We start from the raw sequence: 24,829 nt of genomic DNA, 5'->3' as shown, positions 1-24,829 counted from the left end.
GCGTTTACCGGACGCGGGGTTGCGACATACGGAGAGTCGCGGCGGAATCCGGGGCGTTGGTCCGTACCGGCACTCGAGGGAGCCGTGCACCGCCGTCGCCCTCCACAACAGGCGGTGCACGGCCGTCAGTCGGGGCCCCGTGGCGCGAACTCGGCGGCGGGGCCCGCCCGTTGTCAGCCCGCCGGCACCCGTGCCGCCGGCTGCGGCCGTCCGCCGGACTCCGGCTCCGGCCCGGGCTGCTTCCGCAGCCCGCCGATCGTCACCAGCGTCAGCCCGGCCACCGCCCATACGGTCAGCACCAGTACGGGCGAGTCCGAGGCACGGCCGTCGAAGAAGCCCACGGACCGCAGCAGCGTCGCCCCCGCCCCCGGCGGCAGCCACTGGCCGATGTCGCCGAGCGGCTGCGGCAGCATCTCCGGGGCCGATGTGACCCCTGAGAGGGGATTGCCGAACATCACCATCACCATCGCCCCCAGTCCGATCCCCGCGGGACCCACCAGCGTGCCGAGCCCGGCCACTCCCGCACTCACCGCGAGCGACATCAGCCCGAACGCGGCCGCCTCGGCCCACCAGTCCCCGGTGAGCACGCCCAGCCAGCTGTGGGTGAGCGCGGCGGCCGCCCCGCCCACGAGCGCGGCGGCGCCCAGCAGCGCCAGTACGGCACGGGTGCCGCGCAGCCCGAGCGTGACGACGACCGCGCCGGCCACCACCCCGCCGATCGCCATCGGCAGCACGCTCGAACTCAGCGCTGCGCCACGCGGATCGGCCGAGGGTGCGGCGACCACATCGGTGGAGTGGGCCGTGCCGCCGTTCGCGGACGGCGGGTTCGCCGCCCCGCCCCCCGAGTGCTCACCGCCCGAGTGCCCGCCGCCCGCGGCCTGTTGGAGGGCCTGCGCGACCACGGGACTCGCCGCGCTCGCCGTCAGCACGTGGGGTCCGTCCGGCCGCACCACGAACGCACCGTAGATCTCCCGCCGTTCGACGGCCTCGCGGGCGGCGGTCTCGTCGCCGTACCGGTGGACGTCGAACTCTCCGGCGTGGCGGGTGAGTTGCTGCTCGACCGGAGCGGCGGCGGCAGGCGGGCCCGCTATCCCCACGGGCAGCTCGCGAGGTGCCGTACGCGCTGCGGGCCAGGCGAAGGCCCACAGGGCGACCGAGACGATCAGCGGTGCGAGGAGCAGCGCGGCGAGGAACGCGCGGAAGCGCGGAACCGGCGGGCGGGGACGCGGGGAACCGGACATGCGGTGGCCCTCCCGATCTAAAGAGAAGGATCGTTCGTTTTTACGGGCCCACCGTTCCGCCATCGGTCCCCGCTTGTCAAGAATGAACGTTCGTTTTAAGCTCCGGCGCCATGGCCCGCGTTTCCCAGGAGCACCTCGACGCCCGACGGCGGCAGATCCTCGACGGGGCACGCCGCTGCTTCACGCGCAACGGCTTCCACGCCACGTCCATGCAGGACGTGCTCAGGGAGGCCGGTCTGTCGGCCGGCGCGGTCTACCGCTACTTCCGCAGCAAGGAGGAGATCGTCGCCGCGGTCGCCGCGGAGACGCTGGAGAGCGTCCGGGAGTCCTACGCCGCGGTCGCCGCCGCCGACCCGCCGCCCACCCCGGACGAGCTGTTCGCCTCCGTGTTCTCCAGGCTGCGCAAGTCGCTCGGCGACTCCGACGACCAGCGCGCACTGCCGCAGCTGCTGATGCAGGTGTGGGGGGAGACGCTGCGCAATCCGGACGTGGCACGGGTCCTCAGCGAGGGATACGAGGGTCTGCGCGGCCAGTGGGTGCAGCTCGTCGAGGCGTACCAGGCCCGCGGCTGGGTGGATCCCGCGGCGGACCCCGACCATGTCGCGCGCACTCTCATCGGCACCGTCCAGGGCTACTTCGTACAGCAGGCGCTCTTCGGCGGAATGGACCCCGCCGGGTTCCAGGAAGGCCTGCGGGCGCTGGTCACCATGAACGTTCCGTCGTCGGCGGTGGGCGGGGAGGAGCATCCGGGGTGATGCCCGCGGCTCCAACTGCCGCCGCCACCCTGCGCGTTGCCGCGGCTCCGGGCGTTCTCGCTGGACGGCCCCTACCCCCGGTCGTACCCCCGGTCGTACCCCTGGCCGTACCCCCGGACGGACCCGCTCCTGAGGTGCGCACCGGCCGGTACCGGTAGATTCACGACTTGGTAAAGATCATCGGCGCACCCTGTCCCCTGCATGCTACGGGCAGGTAAGGATCGACGGTGACCGTGATCAAGGATCACGGTCCGCCTCCAGCGGCCAGCCACCCCAAGGGGGAGCACCCCACGTGAACATACGCAAAGCAAGCATCGCCGCCGTCGGCGCGACGGCGCTCACCGCCGGACTCGTCGCCGTCCCTTCGGCGTTCGCGGACGCCGGCAGCGGTCACGCGGAATCCGGAGGCGGTGCCGAGGCACGTGGCGTGACGGCCGCCGCTGCCCGCGCCGCCAAAGAAGGCGTCGACTGGAAGGACTGTCCCAAGGACTGGGGCCTCGAACAGCCCGTCCAGTGCGGGTTCGTCACCGTGCCGGTCGACTACGCCGACCCCGGCGGGCAGAAGATCAAGATCGCGGTCGACCGTGCCAAGAGCACCGGCGGAAAGAAGGACCGCCAGGGCTCGCTGATCTACAACCCCGGCGGGCCGGGCGGCTCCGGCCTGTCCTTCCCGACGCGCATCACCCGCGACAACCCCCTGTGGACCAAGACGGCCAGGGCCTACGACTTCGTCGGCTTCGACCCCCGCGGCGTCGGGCACTCCTCGCCCATCTCCTGCATGGATCCCCAGGAGTTCGTGAAGGCGCCGAAGGCGGACCCCGTCCCCGACGACGAAGCGGACAAGACGGCCCAGCGCAAGCTGGCCAAGGAGTACGCCGACGGCTGCAAGGAGCGCAGCGGCGGTCTGCTCCCGCACATGACGACGCCCAACACGGCACGCGACCTCGACGTCATCCGTGCCGCCCTCGGCGACAAGAAGCTGAACTACCTCGGCGTCTCCTACGGCACCTACATCGGCTCCGTCTACAGCACCCTCTTCCCGACGCATGTGCGCCGCATGATCGTGGACAGCGTCGTCAACCCCTCCCGCGAGCAGATCTGGTACAAGAACAACCTCGACCAGGACGTCGCCTTCCAGACCCGCTGGGAGGACTGGACGAAGTGGGTCGCCGAGCACGACGACACCTACGGCCTCGGCGACAGCGCCGCCAAGGTGCAGAAGCAGTGGGAGAAGCTGCGGGCCGAGGCCAAGAAGAAGCCCTTCGGCGGAGTCGTCGGCCCGGCCGAACTGCTCGCCTTCTTCCAGAACGCCCCCTACTACGACCAGATGTGGGCGGAGGTCGCCAAGGCCTGGTCCTCCTACGTCAAGGGCGACGAGAAGGCACTCGTGGACGCCGCCGGCCCCGACATGTCCGACAAGGCCGGCAACAAGGCGTCGGAGAACGGCAACGCCGTCTACACCGCCGTCGAGTGCAACGACGCCAAGTGGCCGTCCGCCTGGGACAGGTGGGACCGGGACAGCACCCGCCTGCACAAGAAGTATCCGTTCCTCACCTGGTCCAACACCTGGCTGAACCTGCCCTGCGGCACCTGGCCGGAGAAGCAGCGGGAGCCGGTGGAGGTCGGTGCGGACAAGGGGCTGCCGCCCGTTCTGATCGCACAGTCCGAGCGTGACGCGGCCACCCCGTACCGCGGTGCGCTCGAAGTGCACAAGCGCCTCAAGGGCTCGCGTCTGATCACCGAGCGGGACGCCGGATCGCACGGCATCACCAACGTGCGAAACCCCTGCATCAACAAGCGCATCGACGCCTATCTGGTCGACGGCACCGTGGACGGGAAGGACGTCACCTGCGGGCCGCACGCGAAGCCGGTGCCGCAGATCGTCTCCGGGCTGACGGGGCCGGAGGCCAAGGCCAACTCGGCACGGCTGGGCGCCCCGCGCTGACCCGGCGGGATCTGAAGGAGATCCGAGGAGAAGAGAACCGAAGAGTCCTCACCGCACGGCGAGGGGGCGGCCGGTCTCCGGTCCGCCCCCTCGCCGTGTCGTGGTCCAGCCGCCCCGCCGCCCCTCGGGACCTCAGGCGCCCGCCGGGTTCAACTGCTCTTGCGCTCCTGGTCCTTCGGCCCGCGCGCACGCGCCTGCTGCCGCTCCTGTGCCTGTAGGGCCTTCGCCTCCGGTGCGTACATGTCGACGTACTCCTGGCCGGACAGCTGAAGGATCTCGTGGATGATCTCGTCGGTGACGGCCCGCAGCGCCGTGCGCTCGCCCTCCATCCCGGAGTAGCGGGAGAAGTCCAGCGGCTCCCCGAAACGGATCGTCACCTTCCCGAACCGCGGCATCTTCCGCCCGGGCGGCTGGAGTTCGAAGGTGCCGACCATCGCGCACGGAATCACCTTCACACCCGCCTGGAGCGCCATCGACGCGACACCGACCCTGCCCTTGTAGAGCCGCCCGTCGTGGGAGCGGGTGCCCTCGGGGTAGATGCCCAGCAGCTCGCCCTTGCTCAGCACCCCCAGACCCTCATCGATGGCGGCCTGCCCGGCCCCCTTGCCCGAGCGGTCGACCGGGATCTGGCCGACGCTGCGGAAGAAGGCCGCGGTCAGACGGCCCTTCAGGCCCGGCCCCGTGAAGTACTCCGACTTCGCCAGGAAAGTGATGCGCCGTCGGAGGATCGCCGGCATCAGAAAGTGGTCGGAGACGGAGAGATGATTGCCGGCCACGATGGCCGCCCCGTCGTCGGGGATGTTCTCCAGCCCCTCGATCCGGGGACGGAAGTACAGCCGCAACAGGGGCCCCAGCAATACGTACTTGAACAAGTTGTAGAACACGCGATGACGGCCTTCCCCCATGCGTTCGGTGAGATCGCAGGGTAGCCCGCCGACTCAGGGACGGGGGAGGGGGCCCACCGCAGACGGCTTCAGTTCCGCTGTGCCGTGGCGGCCCCCGCCGTGACCAGAACCAGGACGACCCAGGCGAACCAGAGCCATCCGCTGCTGCCCATCGTCACCGTGTACGCCGTCACGAGCACCAGCGCCCCGACCGTGACGACGGTCAGGGTCTTAGCAGAGCCAGGCATCACACCCTCCTCCCACGACCCGGCCGGCGACGGGGATTCCCGTACAAAAAGGACCGGGTCCGTCTCCCATGGTCGCTCGCCCACGGGCGCGGGCGCTACGCCCCGGGATTCACTGCTGACGTGCCTGGAGGGAGGCCAGATAGGCGTTGTACGCCGCGAGCTCCTTGTCGCCGTCCCGGTCGGCCATGCGGTCGCGGCGCCTGGCCTCCCGCTCCTCCGAGCGGTGCCACTGGAAGACCAGCGCGAGCAGCACCAGCACCGACGGGATCTCGCTGAACGCCCAGGCGATGCCGCCGGCGGCCGTCTGGTCCGACAGCGCCGTCACCTCCAGGGAGGCCGACGGATGCGCGTACGTGGCGATCATCGGCTCCGAGCCCATCATCAGCGCGATCCCGAAGAACGCGTGGAAGGGCATCCCCGCGAACAGCTCCAGCATCCGCATCAGATAGCCGGGCCGGTGCGGGCCCGGGTCGACGCCCATGATCGGCCAGAAGAAGACGAGCCCGACCAGCAGGAAGTGCACCATCATCGCGAGGTGCCCGGCCGTCGAGCGCATCAGGAAGTCGAAGATCGGCGTGAAGTACAGCGCGTAGAGACTCGCGATGAACAGCGGGATCGTGAACGCGGGGTGGGTGAGGACGCGCAGGACCCTGCTGTGCAGCAGGCCCACCAGCAGCTCCCGCGGCCCCTTGCGCCCGCGCCCGGCCGACGGCAGCGCCCGCAGCGTCAGCGTCACCGGCGCCCCGAGCAGCAGCAGGATCGGCGCGAGCATGCTGATGATCATGTGCTGCACCATGTGGACGCTGAAGAGCACCATTCCGTACTCGTTGAGCGCCGTGCACATCGTCACGGCGACGCTCAGCACACCCAGCACCCACGCGACCGTACGGGGCAGGGGCCACGCGTCGCCGCGGCGGCGCAGCCGCACCACGGCGGCCGCGTACAGCACCAGAGCGGCAATACAGCCCGTCAGGAAGAACGGCTCGCCGGTGAACTCCAGACCGCGGCCGAGTGTGAACGGCGGCAGATCCATCGTCATGCCGTGCCCGCCGTGGTCCATCCCTGCTCTCCTGACTTGGGGCGTTCTGCCCGACAAGCGTATTCCCCCGCCTTTGCGCCGCCGCCCGCGGCCCCCGGCCGGCCGGACAGGCCCCGGGGGAGCGGGCGGAGACGGGTGGGCGGAGGCGAGTGGGCGGAGGCGTCAGGCGGGCTGGACGGCCGCGGAGATCCGCTCCTTGCGCAGCGCGTCGTACCACTGGTCGTCGACCGGCGGGAGCGCGTTCACATCCAGCGCCAGCTTGATGAGGTGGTCGGCGATCTGCGGGTTGCGGGCCAGCACCGGGCCGTGCATGTACGTACCGAAGACCGTGTCGTTCCACGCCCCTTCGGTGCCGTCGCCGGTGCCGTTGCCCTTGCCCAGCCGCACCCGCGCGAGCGGCTTCGCGGTGGGGCCGATGTGCGTGATGCCCTGGTGGTTCTCGAAGCCGGTCAGCTCCGGCAGGCCCAGGTTCGGGTCGATGTCGGCCAGTACGTCGCCGACGCAGCGCTCGGCCTCGCCGCGCGTGCTGACGACGTCCAGCAGCCCGAGGCCCTGCTGCGGTTCGCCGAGGTCGTTGACGAACTCCCGGCCGAGGATCTGGTAGCCGGCGCACACGGAGAAGATGATCGCCCCGTTGTCGACGGCGCGCCTGAGCCCGCCGTCGCGCAGCAGCCGCTCCGCGGCGAGCCGCTGCGGCCGGTCCTCGCCGCCGCCGATGAGATAGATGTCCGCGGAGGTGGGCACCTGCTCGTCGGAGCGGATGTCGGTGCGCTGCACCGCCAGCCCGCGCTGCTGCGCGCGGCGCTCCACCACCAGTGCGTTGCCCTGGTCGCCGTAGGTGCTGAGCAGGTCGGGGTATACCCACACCACCCGCAGGCCCGTGTCACTCATTCTCGCCAACTCCTTGAGCGGGTCGCTGGGTTCAGTTGCCGACGACGCGGCGCAGATCCTGGAAGGCCGTGTAGTTCGCGATCGCCTCGATGCGCCCGGGAGGGCACGCCGCGACCGCTTCCGCCGCGCTCTCGCAGACCTGGAAGCCCACGCCTGCGACCTCCAGGCGTACGGCCAGGTCCAGCTTGCGGTCGCCGATGACGCAGATCGGATGTCCCACGAGACGCGAGTAGTCCACGTCCCACAGCCACGAGGTGTCCGTACCGTCGGCGCTGCGTGCGTTGACGGACAGGATGACCGGAGCGGGCGGAGCGTCGATGAGGGAGAAGGTCTCCAGCCACCCGGCCGGGTTCTTCGCCAGCAGCAGGCGCACCTCGCGCCCGAGGTAGTCCACCACGTCGTAGCGTCCGGCGACCGCGGTCACCGAGTGCATGCGCTCCAGCGCCGTCTGCGGAGGCACGCCGAACGCCGCCGCCACGGCCGCCGAGGTGGTGGCGTTGGCCTTGTTGGCCCGGCCGGGCAGCTGAAGCTTGATGGGCCACGCCGAGCCGTGCGGATCCAGCACCTCGTCACCGGAGAGGGCCCAGGTCGGGGTCGGCCGGCGGAAGCCGCACTCACCGCAGAACCAGTCGTCGTCGGGCCGCTGCATCACACCGCCGCAGGCGGGGCAGGACCACGCGTCGTCCTTCCACTCCTGGCCGGCGGCCACCCACACGACGTTCGGCGCGGAGGAGGCCGCCCATACGACGAGGGGGTCGTCGGCGTTGGCGATGACCACGGCCTTCGTGCCGGAGAGCGCCTCGCGCCAGCGCTCGGCCAGCATGCGCGTCTCGGCGGCGCGGTCGAGCTGGTCACGGGAGAGGTTCAGCAGGGCGATCGCCTTGGGCGTCACATCGCGCGCGACGGCGTCGAGGTACTTCTCGTCGACCTCGATCACGCCGTACCGCGCCTCCGACCCGCCAGCCAGCGCCGAGGTGATCCCGGCGGGCATGTTCGCGCCCAGCGCGTTGGAGACGACGCCGCCGTTGGCGCGCAGCGCCTCGGCGATCAGACGGGTCGTGGTGGTCTTCCCGTTCGTCGCGGACACCAGGACCACATCGAGGTGATGGGCCAGCTGAGCCAGCAGATCGGGGTCGAGTCTGAGAGCGACTTTGCCGCCGATCACCGATCCGCTGCCGCGACCCGCCGCCCGCGATACCGCCGCCGCGGCCTTGCCCGCCGTCACGGCCAGCCTCGCCCGCGGAGACAGCGGCTCCTGGTTGCCTGCCATCGTCCTGGTCCTCCTTGCCCCTCGGTCCGGGAGCAGCCTACCGAGGTCCGCCGCCGTGCCCGAACCGCCTCACCCGCGCGGCAGTTGCGGCCCCCGTGTACACGGCCCGGTCCGGCCCGGCCGGGGATCCGGCGCTGATCCTGCGTATGCGGAGGTCGGCGGTGGTGTGCGTGCGTACGCGGGCCGCCTGTCCTTGTCGCCCGTCCTGTCGCCTGCCCGTGCCCGCCCGGCCTTCAGAGCCGTCCGGGGGCTCCGGGCCGGTCCTCGGCGAGCGACAGCCCGCCCCACAGCAGATCGGCGAGCTGTCTGACCAACTCTGCCCGCGGGCAAGGCCGTTCACGCAGCCACCAGTCGCCGGCGGCGTATGCCATGCCGACGACGCCGTGGCCCCAGATCCGTGCCGTCTCCTGGCCCCCGGGCCCCAGGTCGAGGCGCTCCTCGATCACCTTGCCCAGCTCGTCGCCGAGGCGGCGCAGCAGGGGAGCGGAGTGCTGTCCGGCGTCGAAGCCCCGATCGCTGCCCGAGCCGCCCTCGGAGGGGTGCATGAGGAAGCGGTAGACCTGCGGCCTGATCTCGATCGCGGCGAGGTAGGTGTCCAGCGTGGCCTCGACCCGCTGGCGCCGCTCCGCTGGGGCGTCGAGCGCCTCTCTCAGATTGCTGAGCAGGGCGTCCGTATGGCGAACGGCGAGCGCGCGGTAGAGCCCTTCCTTGTCGCCGAAGTGGCGGTAGAGGATGGGCTTGGTTATCCCCGCCTCCGCGGCTATGGCGTTCATCGAGGCGCCCGGTCCGTCACGCAGCACCACTCGGTCCGCGGCCTCCAGCAGCTCCTTGCGGCGCTGCTCGGCGGCGCTTCGGTGCTCCGCAGGCTGTGTGGTCTCCATGACGCCTCCCCGCCCGTTTCTTTCTCTCTACCCCTGCGAAACGTAACACCCGGAGCAGCAGGGCAGCCGGGCGCGGGAAGGAGTTGACATCCATTACCGACCAGTAACAGACTGGCCATTACCATTGGTAACTCTGCTGCTGGAAGGACCGGTCATGAGCGACTCCGTATTCGCGCTCGATCTCAATGAGGACCAGAAGGAGATCCGTGAGTGGATACACGGATTCGCGGCCGATGTGATCCGCCCCGCCGCCGCCGAATGGGACGAGCGCGAGGAGACGCCCTGGCCCGTGATCCAGGAGGCGGCGAAGATCGGCCTGTACTCGCTGGACTTCTATGCGCAGCAGTTCTTCGATCCCACCGGGCTCGGCATCGCGATGACGATGGAGGAGCTCTTCTGGGGTGACGCCGGGATCGCACTGTCCATCGTCGGCACCGGACTGGCGGCCGTCGGCGTACTGGCCAACGGCACCGAGGAGCAGATAGGCACCTGGGTCCCGCAGATGTACGGGACCCCGGACGACGTGCAGGTCGCCGCCTTCTGCTCCTCCGAGCCCGACGCCGGCTCCGACGTCGCGGCCATGCGCACCCGCGCCGTGTACGACGAGGCCAAGGACGAGTGGGTGCTGAACGGCACCAAGACCTGGGCCACCAACGGCGGCATCGCCAACATCCACGTCGTCGTCGCCGTCGTCGACCCGGAGCTGGGCTCCAAGGGGCACGCCTCGTTCATCGTGCCGCCCGGCACCCCCGGCCTCTCCCAGGGCCAGAAGTTCAAGAAGCACGGCATCCGCGCCTCCCACACCGCCGAGGTCGTCCTCGAGGACGTACGCGTCCCGGGCAGCTGCCTGCTGGGCGGCAAGGAGAAGCTGGACGAGCGCCTCGCCCGCGCCCACGAGCGCGCCAAGAAGGGCGGGGAGAGGGTGAAGAACGCGGCCATGGCGACCTTCGAGGCCTCCCGCCCGGCGGTCGGCGCCCAGGCCGTGGGCATCGCCCGCGCCGCATACGAGGTGGCCCTCGACTACGCCAAGACCCGCGTCCAGTTCGGCCGCCCCATCATCGACAACCAGGGCGTCGCCTTCCAGCTCGCCGACATGCGCACCCGCGTCGACGCGGCCCGGCTGCTGGTGTGGCGGGCGTCGTGGATGGCGGCGTCGGGCAAGCCCTTCGAGTCCGCCGAGGGCTCCATGTCGAAGCTGTACGCGGGGGAGACGGCCAAGGCCGTCACGGCGCAGGCCATGCAGATCCTCGGTGGCAACGGCTTCACCCGTGAGTACCCGGTGGAGCGGATGCACCGCGACGCCGCGATCTACACGATCTTCGAGGGCACCAGCGAGATCCAGCGCCTGGTCATCGCCCGCACGGTCTCGGGCGTGCCCATCCGCTGAGGCACCGCGACGGACGCGGCGTGGCGCTCGCGGTGCGACAGTGGGAACCGCACGCATCGTCACGCCGATCCGGAGGCGCAGACCCATGACTCTCACGCTCGGCGGCGGACCGCTCGCGTCCCGGCCGCCGGAGACCGTCAACTACACGATCGACGGCCCGGCGCACAGGCTCTTGTGGCACCCCTTCCCCCGCCGCGTACGCGCCCTGCTGGGCAGCGAGACCGTGCTCGACTCCACCGCCGCGAAACTGCTGCACGAGTCCAACCTGCTGCCCCAGCTGTACGTGCCACGGGCCGACCTCCGCGAGGACCTGCTGGAGGAGAGCGGCCACCGCACCCACTGCCCCTTCAAGGGCGACGCCCGCTACTGGAGCGTGCGTGCGGGCGACCGCTTCGCGGAGAACTCCGTCTGGAGCTACCCGGACCCGGTGGACGGCACGGAGTGGCTCAAGGGACACGTAGCCGTGTACTGGTCGTCCATGGACTCCTGGTTCGATGAGGACGAGGAGGTCACCGGGCACGTGCGCGACCCGTACCACCGCGTCGACGTACGGCCCACCAGCCGCCACGTCCAGGTCCGCGCGGGCGGTGAGGACATCGCCGAGACCCGCCGCGCATACCTCGTCTCCGAGACCGGGCTGCCCAACCGCTTCTACCTGCCGCCGCAGGACGTACGCACCGAGCTGCTGCGCCCCAGCGCCACCCACACCCACTGCCCCTACAAGGGCCGGGCCTCCTACCGGACGCTGGCGACGGACGACGGCGTCATCGAGGACGCGGCGTGGTGCTACGAGCAGCCGCTGGACGGGGCGTCGCGGATCGCCGGATATCTGTGCTTCCTCGCGGACGGCGTCGAGACGGTCGTGGACGGCACCAAGCTGTCGTAACCGCACGGGAGAGGCGCAGCTCGTGGGCCGCGCAGGCTGCGCCCCTTTTGCCAATCGCCGCTCACCGGCGTCTTTCACGGCCGACAATGCCGGGATGGGGAAGATCAACGAGCACATCGACGAGCGGCTGCGTGTCTCCATCGGGAAGCAGCCCGTCTTCTTCACCGCGTACTACGAGAAGAACGAGAAGAAGGAGCACGTCGGCGTCGGCCTCGACGGACTGCCGGGGCTGCCCCTCCCCCTGCCGTGCCACAGCGACTGACACCGGCCGCCGCGTGACACCGGCCACCGCGGGCGGCGCGGGACGCAGCGGCGCGCACCGGCCCGGCCAAGACCCCCTCCCGGCACACCCTCCAACACCGACCCGAGCGGGAAGCGGAATCCGCCCGCCGGACCGTTCGACAGGAGCATCAGCATGAGCAGCCCCAGCGCACACATCGGCGTCACCGGCCTCGCCGTGATGGGCCGCAACCTTGCCCGCAACTTCGCACGCAACGGCTACACCGTCGCCCTGCACAACCGGACCGTCTCCCGTACCCGCGACCTGGTGCGCGACTTCTCCCACGAGGGGAGCTTCGTCGCGGCGGAGACGGCGGAGGAGTTCGTCGCCGCGCTGGAGCGGCCCCGGCGCCTGGTGATCATGGTCAAGGCGGGTGCGCCCACCGACGCCGTCATCGACGAGTTCGCGGAGCTGCTGGAGCCCGGCGACGTGATCATCGACGGCGGCAACGCCCACTACGCCGACACCCGCCGCCGGGAGAAGGCCCTGCGCGAGCGCGATCTCTACTTCGTCGGCACGGGGATCTCCGGCGGCGAGGAAGGGGCGCTGAACGGCCCGAGCATCATGCCCGGCGGCTCCGCCGAGGCTTACGACTCGCTGCGTCCGCTCCTGGAGAGCATCGCCGCCAAGGCCGAGGACGGCACACCCTGCACCACCCACGTCGGACCGGACGGCGCGGGCCACTTCGTGAAGATGGTGCACAACGGCATCGAGTACGCCGACATGCAGCTCATCGGCGAGGCCTACCACCTGCTGCGCGACGTCTGCGGATACAGCCCCGCCCGTATCGCCGAGACCTTCCGGGAGTGGAACACCGGCCGTCTCGACTCCTACCTGATCGAGATCACCGCCGAGGTCCTCGCCCACCACGACGCCGCGACCGGCAGCCCCTTCGTGGACGTCGTCGCCGACCAGGCCGAGCAGAAGGGCACCGGACGCTGGACGGTGCAGACCGCGCTCGACCTCGGAGTGCCCGTCTCCGGGATCGCCGAGGCCGTCTTCGCCCGCTCCCTGTCCGGGCACGCGGACCTGCGCTCCGCCAGCGCCCATCTGCCGGGGCCCGCGGTGGAGCCTCTCGGACCGGGCGAGGCCGAGCGCTTCGCGGAGCAGGTCGAACAGGCGCTGTACGCCTCGAAGATCACCTCGTACGCGCAGGGCTGGAACATGATCCGCAGCGGCAGTGACGAGTACGGATGGGACATCGACCCCGGTGCCGTCGCGGCCATCTGGCGCGCGGGGTGCATCATCCGTGCCGCGTTCCTGGACCGTATCCGCGCCGCGTTCGCCGCCCGCCCGGATCTGCCGACCCTGCTGGCCGACGACCACTTCTCCAAGGAGATCGGCGAGGCCCAGGGCGACTGGCGTTCGGTGGTGGCCGAGGCCGCCGGGCGGGGCATCCCGGTGCCCGGCTTCTCGGCGGCTCTCGCCTCGTACGACGCCCTGCGCAGCGAGCGGCTGCCCGCGTCGCTCACACAGGCGCAGCGCGACTTCTTCGGTGCGCACACCTACCGGCGCACCGACCGCGAGGGCTCCTTCCACACGCTCTGGGGCGGAGACCGCAGCGAGGTGTCCGCGGACTGACCGCCGCGCCGCGCGGTGCGTCATCCTCCGTGTCCGCGCCCCTTGTCCGCGCCCCGTATCCGTGCCCCGTATCCGTGCCGGGTGCGCGGGCGTGGGTACGGGCTTTGCCGGGCCGGGGAGGGGCGCGCCGAAGAGTGGCGCCGGGGCCGACCGGGCACCCGTAACCCGCACACGGATATGCGCTACGTGAGGCTGGAGTTGTGATGTCACAGCAGTCGGACGCGAGGTTCCCGGCCGGCAGGCGGCCCGACCCGGTGCCTCCGGCGCCCACCCCGCCGCCCGGTCCCGGGGGACCCGGTCCGGGGCCTGCGCCGGATCCCGTTCCTGCGCCGCCGCCCGCGCCGCCGCCGGGTCCGGCTCCGGATCCGATTCCGCCGGGTCCGGGCCCGGAGCCCGTACCGCCCGAGCCGGAACCGCAGCCGGCGCCGCCCGCGCCGTGAGACGCCGCCGCGGGCGTGCGGCAGTCGGCGCTGCGAGCGGTACGAGCGGTACGAGCCGTACGAGCGGCAGTTCGGGCATGAGGGCGTCGCGGTGCCAGGCGCCGTGAGATCAGCGGCCACGGTGACGGGTCACGGCAACGAGCCTCGGTGACGACCGGAACCGGAGGCCGCCGCACACGCCCGGCAGCCGCCGGTGCGGCCGGTGCGTGCCGGGCGGGCGGAGCTGAGGCCGTCGCGTGGGCAGGCGAACCCCCTTCCCGCCTGTCGCCGACGGCCTCAGCCGCCCCGGCGTCAGCCTTCCCCGGGGCGTGTCCGCGAAGTCCCGCCCGGGCCGTCCCCGGGCCGTCTCAGGGCAGGACCTGGCTGCTGTGCGGCCAAGCCCCTGGAGTTCGCCCCTGGAGCCCGGCCCTAGAGTTCGAGCGCCCAGGCCAGGAAGTAGACGACGAAGACGGCGACGAGTACGGCCAGAACGATCACCGGCGTCTTCGCCCAGCCCTTCGCCGGGTTGTGCCGCTCGTCGGGGCCCGCGCCGCCCGTGCTGTCCTCGCCCGGCGGCGTCTCGCCGGGCGGTACCTGGCCGCCGGGTTCGAGGCCGGGCGTGTGCCGGGGGTCGTCCGGATCCGGGTACTTGTCGTCCATGGCCCCCGGGTAGGCAGCGGAGGGCGACTTATACGTGATCGCGTCATATGTGGTCGCGCCCGGCGGTCCGAGGGCGGCTGGTTCGGGCCCGGTCGTACGCCCTCGGCCGCCACGCCGCCCGCGTACAGCACGCCGCCCGCGTGCAGCCGCTTCAGTCCGTGAGACCGGTGACCCGGAGGGTGAGGTTCAGCCTTCCCGAGGCCATGCCCGTCGCCGCGTCGCCCGTCCCCGGGAAGACCTTCGTGACGCCGTGGTACGCGAAGCGCGACGGCCCGCCGAAGACGAACAGGTCCCCCGAGCCCAGCTCGATGTCCGTGTACGGGCGGCCACGCGACTCGGTGTTGCCGAAGCGGAAGACGCAGCTGTCCCCGATGCTCAGCGAGACGACCGGCGCCGCGGACCGCTCGTCCTTGTCCTGGTGCATGCCCATGCGGGCATGGGCGTCGTAGAAGTTGATCAGCGCCGTGTCCGGAACGTACTCCCGGGTCTCCGCGCTCTCTCCGTACGCGTCGGCCAGCGCCCGGCGTCCGGTCTCGGCGAGCCACTCGGGCAGGGCGGCGACGCGGTGCCCGTTCACATCGTCGGCGGTACGGCTGTAGCGGTACGGCCGCCAGTGCCACCCCAGGCACACCGTCCGCACCGACATCACGCCACCGCTCGGCAGCCTCGTATGCCGCAGCGGCACGGGACCGGTCGCCCACCGGCGGCACGCTGAGACCAGTCGGCGCTGCTCCTCCAGGCCGAGCCACCCCGGCAGATGCACCGCACCGGGAGCGGGGCGCGACGGGGGAACGGGAACGAGGGCGTCCATCTCGTCATCGCCTCCCTTCTTCAACCCCTCAACGGGACAGTCTCGCAGCCCCCTTCGGCACGGCCCGGCGGGAACCGGACGCCGAGCAGCAGGGCAGCCGCGACGGCCGGAGCGGAAAGGGCCGAGTGCGGACCCGCGAAGCGGGCACAAGGAGGGAACAGACGAGCGAGAAGGGGAGATCATGGAGATCTCAGGGATCATCAGCGCCATCGTGATCGGGATCGTCATCGGCGTACTGGGGCGCCTGATCGTGCCCGGACGGCAGCGCGTCGGCCTTCTCCTGACCGTCGGGGTGGGCATCGTGGCGGCTCTCATAGGCTCGGCCATCGCCACGTACTTCGGCGTCGCCGACACCAAGGGAGTCGACTGGATCGAGTGGTTCATCCAGCTGGTACTGGCTGCGCTCGGAGTCTCCGCTCTCGACCGGTCGAAACGCCGCCGCCGCTGAACGGCACGCACGAGCGCGGGACCGACTCGCGCAGTTTCAGGGCCCCTTGCCGGAACGACCGCCGGCAAGGGGCCCTCGTACGTCATCGCACGATTTGCGTCATCGCACGATCTCGCTCGATCAGGCTCGTATTCCGGCCACCGCGCCGGGCTCGCACCCGCCTCTTACTGCGCACATTCGCCCGGCCCCGTTTCCGGCGCACGCGAACCCCTCTACGCTGATTGCCACTTGGCCCCCCACATCACCAAGGAATCAGCCCATGAGCAGATCCCGCCTCGCCCTGGCCGTGTCGACGGCCGTGCTGGTCTCCGCCGCCACCGCGATCGCCCTTCCCCTCACCGCACAGGCAGGCCCGGCAGAGGCCGCCGCCCTTTCGTACGGCGACACCACGTCCGTAGGCGTGCACAACGCCTACGAGCAGGACAAATACGAGTACTTCGCCGACGCCCTCGACTCGGGCGCCTCCCTCCTCGAACTCGACGTGTGGACCAATGTCATAGGCAAGGGCTGGCGCGTCTCGCACAGCAACCCCACCGGCAACGACAACAACTGCGAGAACGCCGCGTCGGCGGACGAACTGCGCACGAAGGAACGCGATCAGAGCCTCGACGGCTGCCTCGCCGACATGCGTGCCTGGCACGACGCGCACCCCGGTCACCCGCCCGTGCTCATCAAGGTCGAGATGAAGGACGGCTTCTACGACAAGGCCGACCGCGGGCCCGACGAACTCGACACGCTGCTCGGTGAGAAGCTCGGCGACGCGCTCCTGCGTCCCTCGGACGTCACCGGGGACCACGCCGACCTCGACGAGGCCGTGGGCAGCACCGGCTGGCCCAGCAGGGACGCGATGGCGGGCAAGTTCCTCTTCGAACTCATCCCGGGAACCGTCGAAGAGGACAATCCGGCAGACGACCTGTGGACGGACGAGGAGTACGCCACCCACCTCAAGGACCTCGCGGGCAAGGGCGCGCTCAGCGAGGCCGGTGCCTTCCCCGCGGTGCACGGCGCAGAGAAGGGCGACCCACGCACGGAGCGTTACGACGAGGAACTGCGGCCCTGGTTCGTCGTGTTCGACGGCGACGCGTCCACCTTCACCGGCGACGGCATCGACACGGCGTGGTACCAGCAGCACGGCTATCTCACCGTGATGACCGACGCGCACAAGGTCGCCCCCGAGATCGACGGCACCGACCCGGGCGAGCAGGCGGCCCGCGACCGCGTCACCCAACTCGCCGCGGCACACGCCAGTTTCGCCACCTCCGACTGGTATCCGCTGCCGAAGGTGCTCTCGATGGTGGTGCCGCGAGGCTGAGCACCTGGCTGAGCACGCACCGCACCCCGAGCCGGCGGAGCACCGGGGCGAATCCCGGCCGCCGGTCTCAACGGGCCCCGGAACTCCGGGAGTCGGGTAGTCGGGGAGTTCGCCCGAAGTCCCGGGCGGGGCTCCCCGCTCCCCGTACCGCGCCGTCCTCGCGTCCGCCCCCCTCAGCGGCGGAGCGCGAGGACGTCGTCGACCGTGTCCGCCTCGGCCGCGGACTTGTCCGGCCGGTAGCGCACCACCCGGGCGAAGCGCAGCGTCACGCCCGCCGGATAGCGCGTGGAGCGCTGGAGGCCGTCGACGGCGATCTCCGCGACCAGTTCGGGCCGTACCGTCACACCCCAGGGATGCTCGCGCTCCGCGATGCCGCGCAGCCGCTCCGTCTGCCACGCCAGCATCTCGTCCGTGAGCCCCTTGAAGGTCTTGCCGAGCATCGCGAACGAGCCGTCCGGCCGCCGGGCTCCCAGATGCAGATTCGACAGCCGTCCCGTGCGCCGCCCGTGGCCCCACTCCGCGGCCAGCACCACCAGATCGAGCGTGAAGACCGGCTTCACCTTCAGCCAGGACGCACCGCGCCGCCCCGCGCTGTACGACGAGTCCAGCGCCTTGACCATGACGCCCTCGTGGCCCTGCTCCAGCACCTCACGTGCGAACCGCTCCGCCGCGCCCCGGTCCTCCTCAGAGCCGGGATCCGCCACCACCGTGCGCCGTACCCGCAGGGACTCGGGGACGACACGGGCGAGGGCCTCGTGGCGCTGCGACACGTCCAGGTCCGTCAAGTCCCGCCCGTCGACGGAGAGTACGTCGAAGAAGCGCGGCGTGACCGGCAGCGCCCCCTGTGCGCCCTGCACGTCCACATGCGAGCCCACCCGCTGGGAGACCTCCTGGAAGGGACGCGGCCTGCGCTGCTCGTCCAGGGCGATCACCTCGCCGTCCAGCACCGCCTGGCCGGCCGCCAACTCCCCTACGAGAGCGGAGAGTTCCGGCAGCCGTTCGGTGATGTCGTCCAGCGTGCGCGTGTAGACGCCGACGCTGTCGCCGTCCTTGTGGACCTGCACGCGGATCCCGTCCAGCTTCTCCTCCACCACGCAGGGCCCGAGCTTGTCGACCGCCTCCAGCACGTCCTTCGCGCTCTGCGCCAGCATCGGCAGCACCGGACGGCCCGTCGTGAGCCGGAACTCGCCCAGCGCGGACGGGCCTTCGGCAAGCAGCGCGCTCGCCACCGCGCCCAGCGAACCGCCGAACATCACCGCGCGCCGCACCTGCGCCGAGGGCACGCCCACCGCCTCCGCGAGGCCCTCCACGGCGAACGCGTCCAGCGCCCCCTGCCTCAACTCGCCCGTGAGCAGCCGGAAGAGGAAGTCCTGCTCCTCGACGGTCGCCGCGAACATCAGCGTCTTCAGCAGCCGCTTCCGCTCCGCCTGCGCGCCCTTTCCGCCCACGGCGGCGATCTCCTCCAGGGCCGCGTCCACCTCGGCGATCGTCAACCGCGCCTCGGCAGCGGGCGGATGGGACTCCGAGAGCGTACGGAAGCCCACGCCCGTACGCCGCTGGGGCAGCCGTCCCGCCAAGTACGTGACGACGACCGGGACTTCGCCGGGCGACGCGGCACGGAACAGCCGTGCGAGGAGGGTCACCTTCTCCTTGCGTCCCGGGACCGTCGTGATCTCCCGCGAGGTCCGTGCGATGTCGGCCAGCAGCATGGCTCCATCCTCACTCCGCCGCCGGGCCGTGTCCCGCGATCCGGCGGCCTGCCGGTCTCTCGGTGTGCCGGTGTACCGGTCTGCCAGCGTGCGGGCCCGGTCCCGGTCCGGGTGGTCGGGCGTCCCCGGCGGTCGGGCGTCACCGGCGCTCCGCTCCGGCGGTCGGGCGGCCTCCGGCGGTCCCTTTCAGCGCTGCGGGTCGTGTCCCCAGTTCATGAGCGCGAAACGCCAGTCGGTGTCGCTGACGTCGCCCCGCGGGCGGTGCCTGAGCTGACGGTCGACATGGTGGATGACCCTCCGCATGTGGACCAGGTCGTCCGCAGTGAAGTCCTTCCTCGGGGTGCGCAGCAGCCGCAGTATGCGCCGCCCGGCGGCGTGGCTGTGGCTCTCACGCTGCCCCTTGTGCCGGCCGACGTCGTGGGACCGTTCCGTCTCCAGCCAGTGCTCGAGCTGACCGGCGGGAATGTTCACCGCACGGGCGAAGTCGGAGAAGAGCTCTTCTCGGTGGGATTCCTGCTTCATGTCGCTCATGGGGCACGCCTCTCTCGCCCGTGCGGACCCTGCGGACCGCAGTCACCGGCAGCAGCAGCCGCAACGGCGGGCCGCGCCCGGCGGACCTCCTGCACCTGGGAGCACCGCACCAGCACCCCACGAGCACCGCGCGCTTCCACATGGCGCTCCGCGGCCGGGAAGCCGGCCCTCCTGGACGCCGCCGTACGGCTGCCCGCCCCCGAAGCAGCCATACGGGACCGCCTCACGTCTGCTTCGTCCCTGTTCGCCCGCCGAGTGCCCCTCCACCTGCGGTGAATGCCCGCCTCCGGGACGCTCGCCGCCCCGCGCCGGGCCCGCCCGTTCCCGTACGGATGCCGGGATCGTTCCCGTACGGACGCCGGGACGCGAAGGTGCACCCCGTCGTCAGGGCTGAAAAACTCCCCGTAGACATCCCTTCACTGTCCGCGAGTGCCGTGGCGAGCGTACGAGCGCTGCCGGGCCGACCTCCGGGGAAGGAGCCGCCATGCAGCGCCGGCCGAGCGCCCATGTGCGCGAAGGGAACCAGGACGTCCGCGACGTCCGTACGCTCGGCATCGACCCCGACCACGACACGGCCGCCGTCATCGAGGCGCTGCTGTCACGGCACCTCGCGGTCCGCCGCGAAGAGGCCGCCCGCAGCAGCGACCGGTTCGCCGAAGACGTCATCGACCTCCTCGCCGACGTCGTGCTGCGCGGCGGCAAGCGCATGCGCCCCGCCTTCCTGTGGTGGGGCTGGCGCGGCTGCGGCGGCGAGCCGCGCGGAGCCGGAGCGGAAGCCACCCTCAAGGTCGCCACGGCGCTGGAGCTGATCCAGGGCTGCGCCCTCATCCACGACGACCTGATGGACGGATCGCTGCTGCGCCGTGGCGCACCCGCCGCCCACGTCGCCTTCGCCAACCAGCACCGCGCCGCCGGACTGCGCGGCAACCCCGACGCCTTCGGCGTATCGGCCGCCATCCTCGCCGGTGACCTCGCACTGGTGTGGGCCGACGACCTCTTCGAGACCGCCGGGCTGGACGGCCGGGCAAGACGGGCCGTCGCCCCCGCCTGGCAGGCGATGCGCACCGAGACCATCGCGGGCCAGTACCTCGACCTGTACGGGCAGGGCACCGGCGTCGACTCCCCCGAGGAGTCCCTGCGCGTGGCGTACCTCAAGAGCGGCCTCTACACCGTCGAACGCCCCCTCCACCTGGGCGCCGCCATGGCCGGCGCGGACCCCGACCTCATCGCCGCGCTGCGCCGCGCGGGCCGCAGCGCCGGCGTCGCCTTCCAGCTGCGCGACGACCTCCTCGGCGTCTTCGGTGGTGCAGGCCGTACCGGCAAACCCGCGGGCGACGACATCCGCGACGGCGCCTCGACGTACCTGGTGGCCATCGCGCTGCAACGGGCCCGCGCACACGGCAGGCACGAAGCGGAACGGCAGTTGCGCGCCGCTCTCGGCAACCGCGATCTGCGCGCGGGCGAACTCCAGGAGATCCGGGACCTCCTGACCGGTCTCGGCGCCGTCGCCGCCGTCGAGGCACGCATCGGGCAGCTCACCGCCTCCGCGCTGACCGCTCTGGAGCAGGCGGAGCTCGCGCCGCCCGCGGACCAGCGGCTGAGCTTCCTCGTACGGGAGGTCGCCGCACCGACGGAGGGCTGACCCCCGCTGCGGCCTCTCCGGCATCGCGGCCTCTCCGCTGCCGCGGTGGCTTCGCGCCTCCCGAATGGGCCACTGCGCGCCCCTCCCGGCGCGCGCCACGCGGTGACCGGTGGTCGCATGGGGAACAAGCCGCCGACCGGGCGGACCGTCCATGCGGAGAGGGAGAGACCCGTGCCCAGCAGTGCGCCCGAACCGAAGTACACGGTCCCCGGCATGACGCCCCGCACCGGCGGCGACGTCATCCAGCTGCTGAACATGCGGCTGCACGCCCTCAACGATCTCGCCCTGACCCTCAAGCACATCCACTGGAACGTCGTCGGCCCGCACTTCATCGCGGTGCACGAGATGCTCGACCCCCAGGTCGACTCCGTACGGGACATGACCGACACGACGGCCGAGCGCATCTCCACACTCGGCGGCTCCCCCCACGGCACTCCCGGCGTGCTCGTGGCGGAGCGGCAGTGGGAGGACTACGCCATCGGACGTGCCGAGTCGATCGAGCACCTCGGCGCACTGGACCTCGTCTACAGCGGCGTCATCGAGGACCACAGGGAAGCGGTGAAGGCCACCGACGAGAGCGACCTGATCACGCAGGACATGCTGATCGAGCAGCTGCGGAGCCTGGAGCTCTTCCAGTGGTTCGTACGCGCGCATCTCGAGAGCGCCGGGGGCTCGCTGAGCACCGCCAGCGCCGGTTCCGAGCAGGAGGCGGCGAGCAGAGCGGGCAAGCAGGCACGCAAGCAGCCCTGAGCGGCGGCGCCGGAACGCAGCGGTGCGATGGCGAAGTCCGTTCAGCAAGCGGTCCGTTGAGGGATCCGTTGAGGGGCCAGGGGAGCGACGATGGCCGGACAGTTCGAGGTGACGACCCGGATCGACCGCCCGGTCGAGGAGGTCTTCGCCTTCCTCGCCGACGGTGAGAACGATCCGCGGTTCAGCCCGCGGGTGCAGGAGATGACCAAGGCGACCGACGGCCCGGTCGGAGTCGGCACCGTCTACAGGAGCACGGTCAAGGACTCGGGGGTGCGCACCCGCCGGGAGTTCCGCATCACCGGGTTCGAACCGCCCACGAGGATCCGCTGGACCGAGACGTCGCAGAACCTGGTGACCGTCGAGGAGGGCGGTTACGACCTGGAGCCCGACGGTGAAGGTGCCACGCGGGTGCGGCTGTTCAACTCGCTGACCGGACACGGCGTCGGCAAGGTGATGGCGGGCGCCGCGCTCTCCGCGGCGCGCAAGGACGCGGAGGATTTCGGCCGCCGCATCAAGCAGGCCGTCGAAGAAGCCTCTTGAGCGTGGGCGCTCCCGGCGGAGGAGCGTCAGCAGAGCACCGCGGCAGGCCCGGGCAGGCCCGCGGCTGAAGACCCGCGGCTGAAAGACCCAAGGCGGAAAAAAGAGTTGGACAGGCGCTCTCGCGGCTTCGTACTGTATCGATACAGACTTAATCGATACAGAAACCGGCTGCACACGGTCGGCACGCAACGGATACGAACGCGGTGGGGGCCATGGACTCGCGAGCGAAGAAGGCGACGCTTCAGACCGTCGCCGACGAGGTCGGGGTGTCACGTACCACGGTCTCCAACGCCTACGGCCGTCCGGACCAGCTCAACAAGGCTTTGCGTGAGCGGATCTTCGAGGCCGCGCGACGCCTCGGATACCCGGGCCCGGACGCTGCGGCGCGGTCGCTGCGGCGCGGGAGGGCGGGGGCGATCGGCCTGGTCTTCACCGAGACGCTCTCCTACGCCTTCGCCGATCCCTACTCCGTGGGCTTCCTGCGCGGTGTCGCCGAGGTCGCCGAGGAGTCCGGCACCGGCCTCCTGCTGATCCCCATGCCGCCCGGTACGGGCGGTTCGGAGACGGCCGTGCGCGACGCGGTGGTGGACGGCTTCTGCCTCTACTGCGTGCCCGTCGGCCATCCCGCGAAGGAGCTGATCAGGGCGCGGGGCCTTCCGCTGGTGACGACGGACGAGAGCGACGATCCGGGGATCCCGTACGTGGGCATCGACGAGCGGGCCTCGGCACGCCTCGCGGGTGAGCACATCGCCCGGCTCGGCCACCGCCGCGTCGCAGTGATGGTCGACCACGTATCCGGTCCGGGGATGTCGGGCCCGGCGAGCGTGGAGGAGCAACTCGCCACCGACTGCTCGGACTTGCGCGGACGTCTCACCGGGTACCGGGACGCCCTCGAAGAGGTCGGAGTCGACTGGCGCAGCGTCCGCGTCGTCGCCGCCGGCCGCAACTCCCGCTCCGCGGCGGCCGCCGCGTCCGCTCACTTCCTGGACGTCGCCGACCGTCCCACGGCGGTGCTCGCGATCGGTGACGTGCTGGCCCTCGGCGTCCTCGACGCATGCGAACAACGGGGTCTTGCCGTCGGCCGCGACATCTCGGTCGCCGGTTTCGACGACGTGCCGGAAGCAGAGCGAGCGCGCCTCACGACGGTGCGGCAGCCGATGGGCGAGAAGGGCCGCATCGCCGGCCGGCTGATCCTCCAGCCCCCGGAGGAGGGGAAGACGCCGCACATAGAGCTGCCGACCGAACTGGTCGTACGGGCCACCACCGGGCCCGTACCCCACTGACACCGACGCACCACTGACACCGACGCACCGCACCGAAAACGCACGGCAGCGACAACGCACGGCAGCGAGATCCATCGCACCGAAAACGCACCGCACCGACGACGCACCGCACCCGAAATCCATCAGCTCCGAAGGAGACGGCATGTTCCCGATCGAAGGCCCCCTCGTCGCCGACGCGACGCGCAACCTCGCACACTCCGCCCTGCCCGGCGCGCCCCAGGTCCCCGACAAGCCGCCGAAGGTCCGGCGGTCGCGGCAGCGGCTCGCGTCGGTGCTGCGCACTCTCGCGGACCGTCTCGAACCGTCCCGCTGCGTCGACCCCGCGCTGCGGCCGCACCCGCAGTAGCCCGCGGGGCGGGCCCGGGTCGGACGCGGGGCCGATCCCGGGCTGCGGCCCTCCCTGAGGGGCCGGAGGGCGGATCAGCGGAGTCCTGCGAAGAGATCGTCCTCCGGTACGGCTGCGCCGGTGGCGTCCTTGACGCGTAGGAAGGTCTCCATGCCCATCAACTCGCCGAACCTCTCCTTGCCCATCCTGAGGAAGAAGATGTTCTCGCCCTGACTGGCGTGCGCGGCCAGCGCATCGAACTTCTGGCTGCTGAATGCGGTGGTGTCCACCCACGTGGTGATCTCGTCGTCGGGGAGGCCGATCTCGGCCAGCGCGGCGGCCTCGGCGGGATCCGGCTCCGGCATGTCCTCGCCGAACTCGCGCATGGTCTCCCCGAACTGCCGCATCATCGAGCGCGGCACCATCGTCCAGTACGTCTTCGGCGTCAGCGCGGTCATCTCCAGCGCCGCCATCGTGATGCGGTGGGCCTGGATGTGGTCGGGGTGGCCGTAGAAGCCGTTCTCGTCGTAGGTGACGACCACATCGGGCCGGTAGTGCTCCATGAGCTCCGCGAGCCGGGCGGCCGCTTCCTCCACGGGGGTCTGCCAGAAGGATCCGGGGGCGTCGTTGCTCGGCCAGCCCGTCATCCCGGAGTCGGCGTACTCCAGCATCTCCAGATCGCTGACCTTCAGGACCTCGCAGCTCGCCTCGAGTTCCTGACGGCGCATCAGGACGACGGCCGCAGGATCGTGCCCGGGATCGCCCGGCTTGACGCCTCCCGGTCCGTCACCGCAACCGCCGTCGGTACACGTCACGAGAACCGTGCGGATGCCTTCCGCCGCGTATCGCGCGAGGATCCCTCCGGTCCCGGTGGCCTCGTCGTCGGGGTGGGCGTGCACTGCCATGAGCGTCAAGGGCCGGTCGGTCATTGGACAGTCCTCCTGGGAAATCAGCTTGGTCCTGGTGAACAGCGGCGGGCGTAGCGCGATCCCGGGGCCGGGATCCCGGTGGGGCGGACGACCTCGTGGCCTCCGTGTTCGCTGCTGGTGCGGCGTCGGCCCTCGGTCGATGCAACCGCGAGGACCGGACCGGCTGTTCCCGGCTTGGCCGC

25 protein-coding genes are annotated in these 24,829 nt (G+C 71.3%); 13 read left to right on the top strand and 12 right to left on the bottom strand.

Annotated elements, in window-relative coordinates; translation table 11 throughout:
* Positions 1-173: 173 nt before the first annotated feature.
* Entirely contained in the window at positions 174-1,241 is a 1,068-nt protein-coding gene (locus tag HCC61_RS12240; protein WP_169135415.1) for an ABC transporter permease, read from the bottom strand.
* Positions 1,242-1,351: 110 nt separating this feature from the next.
* On the opposite strand from HCC61_RS12240, the gene HCC61_RS12235 reads away from it, so the two are divergent.
* Both HCC61_RS12235 and HCC61_RS12230 read left to right on the top strand, forming a co-directional pair.
* A complete protein-coding gene (locus tag HCC61_RS12235; protein ID WP_169135414.1) occupies positions 1,352-1,996 on the top strand; it encodes a TetR/AcrR family transcriptional regulator in 645 nt (214 codons plus the stop codon).
* 292 nt (positions 1,997-2,288) lie between these two features.
* Complete coding sequence (locus HCC61_RS12230; protein ID WP_169135413.1) at positions 2,289-3,941, top strand: alpha/beta hydrolase; 1,653 nt, start codon at positions 2,289-2,291, stop codon at positions 3,939-3,941.
* A gap of 149 nt (positions 3,942-4,090) precedes the next feature.
* Here HCC61_RS12230 and HCC61_RS12225 read toward each other — a convergent pair whose 3' ends face one another.
* From HCC61_RS12225 to HCC61_RS12200, 6 genes are all read right to left on the bottom strand, one after another.
* Entirely contained in the window at positions 4,091-4,825 is a 735-nt protein-coding gene (locus HCC61_RS12225) for a lysophospholipid acyltransferase family protein (protein ID WP_169135412.1), read from the bottom strand.
* A gap of 89 nt (positions 4,826-4,914) precedes the next feature.
* Positions 4,915-5,073 (bottom strand): hypothetical protein, encoded by a 159-nt coding sequence (locus tag HCC61_RS12220; RefSeq protein WP_169135411.1) that lies wholly within the window; start codon positions 5,071-5,073, stop codon positions 4,915-4,917.
* A 109-nt stretch (positions 5,074-5,182) separates the two neighbouring features.
* The gene (locus HCC61_RS12215; RefSeq protein WP_169135410.1) at positions 5,183-6,133 is read right to left on the bottom strand and encodes a cytochrome c oxidase assembly protein; all 951 of its coding nucleotides are present in this window, start codon (positions 6,131-6,133) and stop codon (positions 5,183-5,185) included.
* Between the two features lie 141 nt (positions 6,134-6,274).
* Entirely contained in the window at positions 6,275-7,003 is a 729-nt protein-coding gene (locus tag HCC61_RS12210; RefSeq protein ID WP_169135409.1) for a glutamine amidotransferase, read from the bottom strand.
* A gap of 31 nt (positions 7,004-7,034) precedes the next feature.
* Positions 7,035-8,273 (bottom strand): MurT ligase domain-containing protein, encoded by a 1,239-nt coding sequence (locus tag HCC61_RS12205; protein ID WP_169135408.1) that lies wholly within the window; start codon positions 8,271-8,273, stop codon positions 7,035-7,037.
* Positions 8,274-8,506: 233 nt separating this feature from the next.
* Entirely contained in the window at positions 8,507-9,154 is a 648-nt protein-coding gene (locus tag HCC61_RS12200) for a TetR family transcriptional regulator (RefSeq protein WP_169135407.1), read from the bottom strand.
* Between the two features lie 154 nt (positions 9,155-9,308).
* On the opposite strand from HCC61_RS12200, the gene HCC61_RS12195 reads away from it, so the two are divergent.
* The 4 genes from HCC61_RS12195 (at position 9,309) to gndA (ending at position 13,288) form a co-directional block, all read left to right on the top strand.
* Positions 9,309-10,541: an acyl-CoA dehydrogenase family protein gene (locus HCC61_RS12195; RefSeq protein ID WP_169135406.1), complete on the top strand. Its 1,233-nt coding sequence runs from the start codon at positions 9,309-9,311 to the stop codon at positions 10,539-10,541.
* 85 nt (positions 10,542-10,626) lie between these two features.
* Positions 10,627-11,427: a DUF427 domain-containing protein gene (locus HCC61_RS12190; RefSeq protein WP_169135405.1), complete on the top strand. Its 801-nt coding sequence runs from the start codon at positions 10,627-10,629 to the stop codon at positions 11,425-11,427.
* Positions 11,428-11,521: 94 nt separating this feature from the next.
* Positions 11,522-11,689, top strand: coding sequence for a hypothetical protein (locus tag HCC61_RS30665; protein WP_240968928.1), 168 nt, complete (start codon positions 11,522-11,524; stop codon positions 11,687-11,689).
* A gap of 153 nt (positions 11,690-11,842) precedes the next feature.
* Positions 11,843-13,288, top strand: a complete 1,446-nt coding sequence (gndA, locus tag HCC61_RS12180; RefSeq protein WP_169135404.1) for an NADP-dependent phosphogluconate dehydrogenase — start codon at positions 11,843-11,845, stop codon at positions 13,286-13,288.
* An 848-nt stretch (positions 13,289-14,136) separates the two neighbouring features.
* Here the strand turns inward: gndA and HCC61_RS12175 are convergent.
* Both HCC61_RS12175 and HCC61_RS12170 read right to left on the bottom strand, forming a co-directional pair.
* Positions 14,137-14,367 carry a DUF6480 family protein gene (locus tag HCC61_RS12175; protein WP_169135403.1) on the bottom strand — a complete coding sequence of 77 codons (231 nt, stop codon included), beginning with the start codon at positions 14,365-14,367 and terminating at the stop codon, positions 14,137-14,139.
* Positions 14,368-14,518: 151 nt separating this feature from the next.
* Positions 14,519-15,178: an alpha-ketoglutarate-dependent dioxygenase AlkB gene (locus tag HCC61_RS12170; protein ID WP_169135402.1), complete on the bottom strand. Its 660-nt coding sequence runs from the start codon at positions 15,176-15,178 to the stop codon at positions 14,519-14,521.
* A 181-nt stretch (positions 15,179-15,359) separates the two neighbouring features.
* On the opposite strand from HCC61_RS12170, the gene HCC61_RS12165 reads away from it, so the two are divergent.
* Both HCC61_RS12165 and HCC61_RS12160 read left to right on the top strand, forming a co-directional pair.
* Positions 15,360-15,626, top strand: coding sequence for a GlsB/YeaQ/YmgE family stress response membrane protein (locus tag HCC61_RS12165; protein WP_169135401.1), 267 nt, complete (start codon positions 15,360-15,362; stop codon positions 15,624-15,626).
* 259 nt (positions 15,627-15,885) lie between these two features.
* Positions 15,886-16,938 carry a phosphatidylinositol-specific phospholipase C domain-containing protein gene (locus tag HCC61_RS12160; protein ID WP_169135400.1) on the top strand — a complete coding sequence of 351 codons (1,053 nt, stop codon included), beginning with the start codon at positions 15,886-15,888 and terminating at the stop codon, positions 16,936-16,938.
* Positions 16,939-17,111: 173 nt separating this feature from the next.
* Here HCC61_RS12160 and HCC61_RS12155 read toward each other — a convergent pair whose 3' ends face one another.
* Complete coding sequence (locus HCC61_RS12155; protein WP_169135399.1) at positions 17,112-18,647, bottom strand: ATP-dependent DNA ligase; 1,536 nt, start codon at positions 18,645-18,647, stop codon at positions 17,112-17,114.
* Between the two features lie 186 nt (positions 18,648-18,833).
* Positions 18,834-19,178 (bottom strand): DUF3140 domain-containing protein, encoded by a 345-nt coding sequence (locus HCC61_RS12150; protein WP_169135398.1) that lies wholly within the window; start codon positions 19,176-19,178, stop codon positions 18,834-18,836.
* Between the two features lie 484 nt (positions 19,179-19,662).
* Here HCC61_RS12150 and HCC61_RS12145 point away from each other — a divergent pair, with 484 nt between their 5' ends.
* The 5 genes from HCC61_RS12145 to HCC61_RS12125 all read left to right on the top strand — a co-directional run bounded on the left by HCC61_RS12145 (position 19,663) and on the right by HCC61_RS12125 (position 23,739).
* Positions 19,663-20,820: a polyprenyl synthetase family protein gene (locus HCC61_RS12145; RefSeq protein ID WP_169135397.1), complete on the top strand. Its 1,158-nt coding sequence runs from the start codon at positions 19,663-19,665 to the stop codon at positions 20,818-20,820.
* A 213-nt stretch (positions 20,821-21,033) separates the two neighbouring features.
* Positions 21,034-21,570 carry a DNA starvation/stationary phase protection protein gene (locus tag HCC61_RS12140; RefSeq protein ID WP_169135680.1) on the top strand — a complete coding sequence of 179 codons (537 nt, stop codon included), beginning with the start codon at positions 21,034-21,036 and terminating at the stop codon, positions 21,568-21,570.
* A gap of 90 nt (positions 21,571-21,660) precedes the next feature.
* On the top strand, positions 21,661-22,110 hold the full coding sequence (locus tag HCC61_RS12135; RefSeq protein WP_169135396.1) for an SRPBCC family protein: 450 nt from the start codon (positions 21,661-21,663) through the stop codon (positions 22,108-22,110).
* Between the two features lie 212 nt (positions 22,111-22,322).
* Positions 22,323-23,393: a LacI family DNA-binding transcriptional regulator gene (locus HCC61_RS12130; RefSeq protein ID WP_169135395.1), complete on the top strand. Its 1,071-nt coding sequence runs from the start codon at positions 22,323-22,325 to the stop codon at positions 23,391-23,393.
* Positions 23,394-23,535: 142 nt separating this feature from the next.
* Positions 23,536-23,739: a hypothetical protein gene (locus tag HCC61_RS12125; protein WP_169135394.1), complete on the top strand. Its 204-nt coding sequence runs from the start codon at positions 23,536-23,538 to the stop codon at positions 23,737-23,739.
* Positions 23,740-23,813: 74 nt separating this feature from the next.
* On the opposite strand, the gene HCC61_RS12120 is transcribed toward HCC61_RS12125, so the two are convergent.
* Entirely contained in the window at positions 23,814-24,647 is an 834-nt protein-coding gene (locus HCC61_RS12120) for a PIG-L family deacetylase (protein ID WP_169135393.1), read from the bottom strand.
* Between the last annotated feature and the right edge of the window lie 182 nt (positions 24,648-24,829).

This window comes from Streptomyces sp. HNM0575 (assembly GCF_012726265.1).
Classification (GTDB): Bacteria; Actinomycetota; Actinomycetes; order Streptomycetales; family Streptomycetaceae; genus Streptomyces.
The sequence above is the reverse complement of the archived record's forward strand: the minus strand, read 5'-3'. Positions and strand labels throughout refer to the sequence as shown.

Bases quoted from the DNA above. Each gene is read 5' to 3' on its own strand.
- HCC61_RS12240 (WP_169135415.1), bottom strand. From the start codon at position 1,241: ATGTCCGGTTCCCCGCGTCCCCGCCCGCCGGTTCCGCGCTTCCGCGCG.
- HCC61_RS12235 (WP_169135414.1), top strand. From the start codon at position 1,352: ATGGCCCGCGTTTCCCAGGAGCACCTCGACGCCCGACGGCGGCAGATC.
- HCC61_RS12220 (WP_169135411.1), bottom strand. From the start codon at position 5,073: ATGCCTGGCTCTGCTAAGACCCTGACCGTCGTCACGGTCGGGGCGCTG.
- HCC61_RS12215 (WP_169135410.1), bottom strand. From the start codon at position 6,133: ATGGACCACGGCGGGCACGGCATGACGATGGATCTGCCGCCGTTCACA.
- HCC61_RS12210 (WP_169135409.1), bottom strand. From the start codon at position 7,003: ATGAGTGACACGGGCCTGCGGGTGGTGTGGGTATACCCCGACCTGCTC.
- HCC61_RS12205 (WP_169135408.1), bottom strand. From the start codon at position 8,273: ATGGCAGGCAACCAGGAGCCGCTGTCTCCGCGGGCGAGGCTGGCCGTG.
- HCC61_RS12200 (WP_169135407.1), bottom strand. From the start codon at position 9,154: ATGGAGACCACACAGCCTGCGGAGCACCGAAGCGCCGCCGAGCAGCGC.
- HCC61_RS12195 (WP_169135406.1), top strand. From the start codon at position 9,309: ATGAGCGACTCCGTATTCGCGCTCGATCTCAATGAGGACCAGAAGGAG.
- HCC61_RS12190 (WP_169135405.1), top strand. From the start codon at position 10,627: ATGACTCTCACGCTCGGCGGCGGACCGCTCGCGTCCCGGCCGCCGGAG.
- HCC61_RS30665 (WP_240968928.1), top strand. From the start codon at position 11,522: ATGGGGAAGATCAACGAGCACATCGACGAGCGGCTGCGTGTCTCCATC.
- gndA (WP_169135404.1), top strand. From the start codon at position 11,843: ATGAGCAGCCCCAGCGCACACATCGGCGTCACCGGCCTCGCCGTGATG.
- HCC61_RS12175 (WP_169135403.1), bottom strand. From the start codon at position 14,367: ATGGACGACAAGTACCCGGATCCGGACGACCCCCGGCACACGCCCGGC.
- HCC61_RS12170 (WP_169135402.1), bottom strand. From the start codon at position 15,178: ATGGACGCCCTCGTTCCCGTTCCCCCGTCGCGCCCCGCTCCCGGTGCG.
- HCC61_RS12165 (WP_169135401.1), top strand. From the start codon at position 15,360: ATGGAGATCTCAGGGATCATCAGCGCCATCGTGATCGGGATCGTCATC.
- HCC61_RS12160 (WP_169135400.1), top strand. From the start codon at position 15,886: ATGAGCAGATCCCGCCTCGCCCTGGCCGTGTCGACGGCCGTGCTGGTC.
- HCC61_RS12155 (WP_169135399.1), bottom strand. From the start codon at position 18,647: ATGCTGCTGGCCGACATCGCACGGACCTCGCGGGAGATCACGACGGTC.
- HCC61_RS12150 (WP_169135398.1), bottom strand. From the start codon at position 19,178: ATGAGCGACATGAAGCAGGAATCCCACCGAGAAGAGCTCTTCTCCGAC.
- HCC61_RS12145 (WP_169135397.1), top strand. From the start codon at position 19,663: ATGCAGCGCCGGCCGAGCGCCCATGTGCGCGAAGGGAACCAGGACGTC.
- HCC61_RS12140 (WP_169135680.1), top strand. From the start codon at position 21,034: ATGACGCCCCGCACCGGCGGCGACGTCATCCAGCTGCTGAACATGCGG.
- HCC61_RS12135 (WP_169135396.1), top strand. From the start codon at position 21,661: ATGGCCGGACAGTTCGAGGTGACGACCCGGATCGACCGCCCGGTCGAG.
- HCC61_RS12130 (WP_169135395.1), top strand. From the start codon at position 22,323: ATGGACTCGCGAGCGAAGAAGGCGACGCTTCAGACCGTCGCCGACGAG.
- HCC61_RS12125 (WP_169135394.1), top strand. From the start codon at position 23,536: ATGTTCCCGATCGAAGGCCCCCTCGTCGCCGACGCGACGCGCAACCTC.
- HCC61_RS12120 (WP_169135393.1), bottom strand. From the start codon at position 24,647: ATGACCGACCGGCCCTTGACGCTCATGGCAGTGCACGCCCACCCCGAC.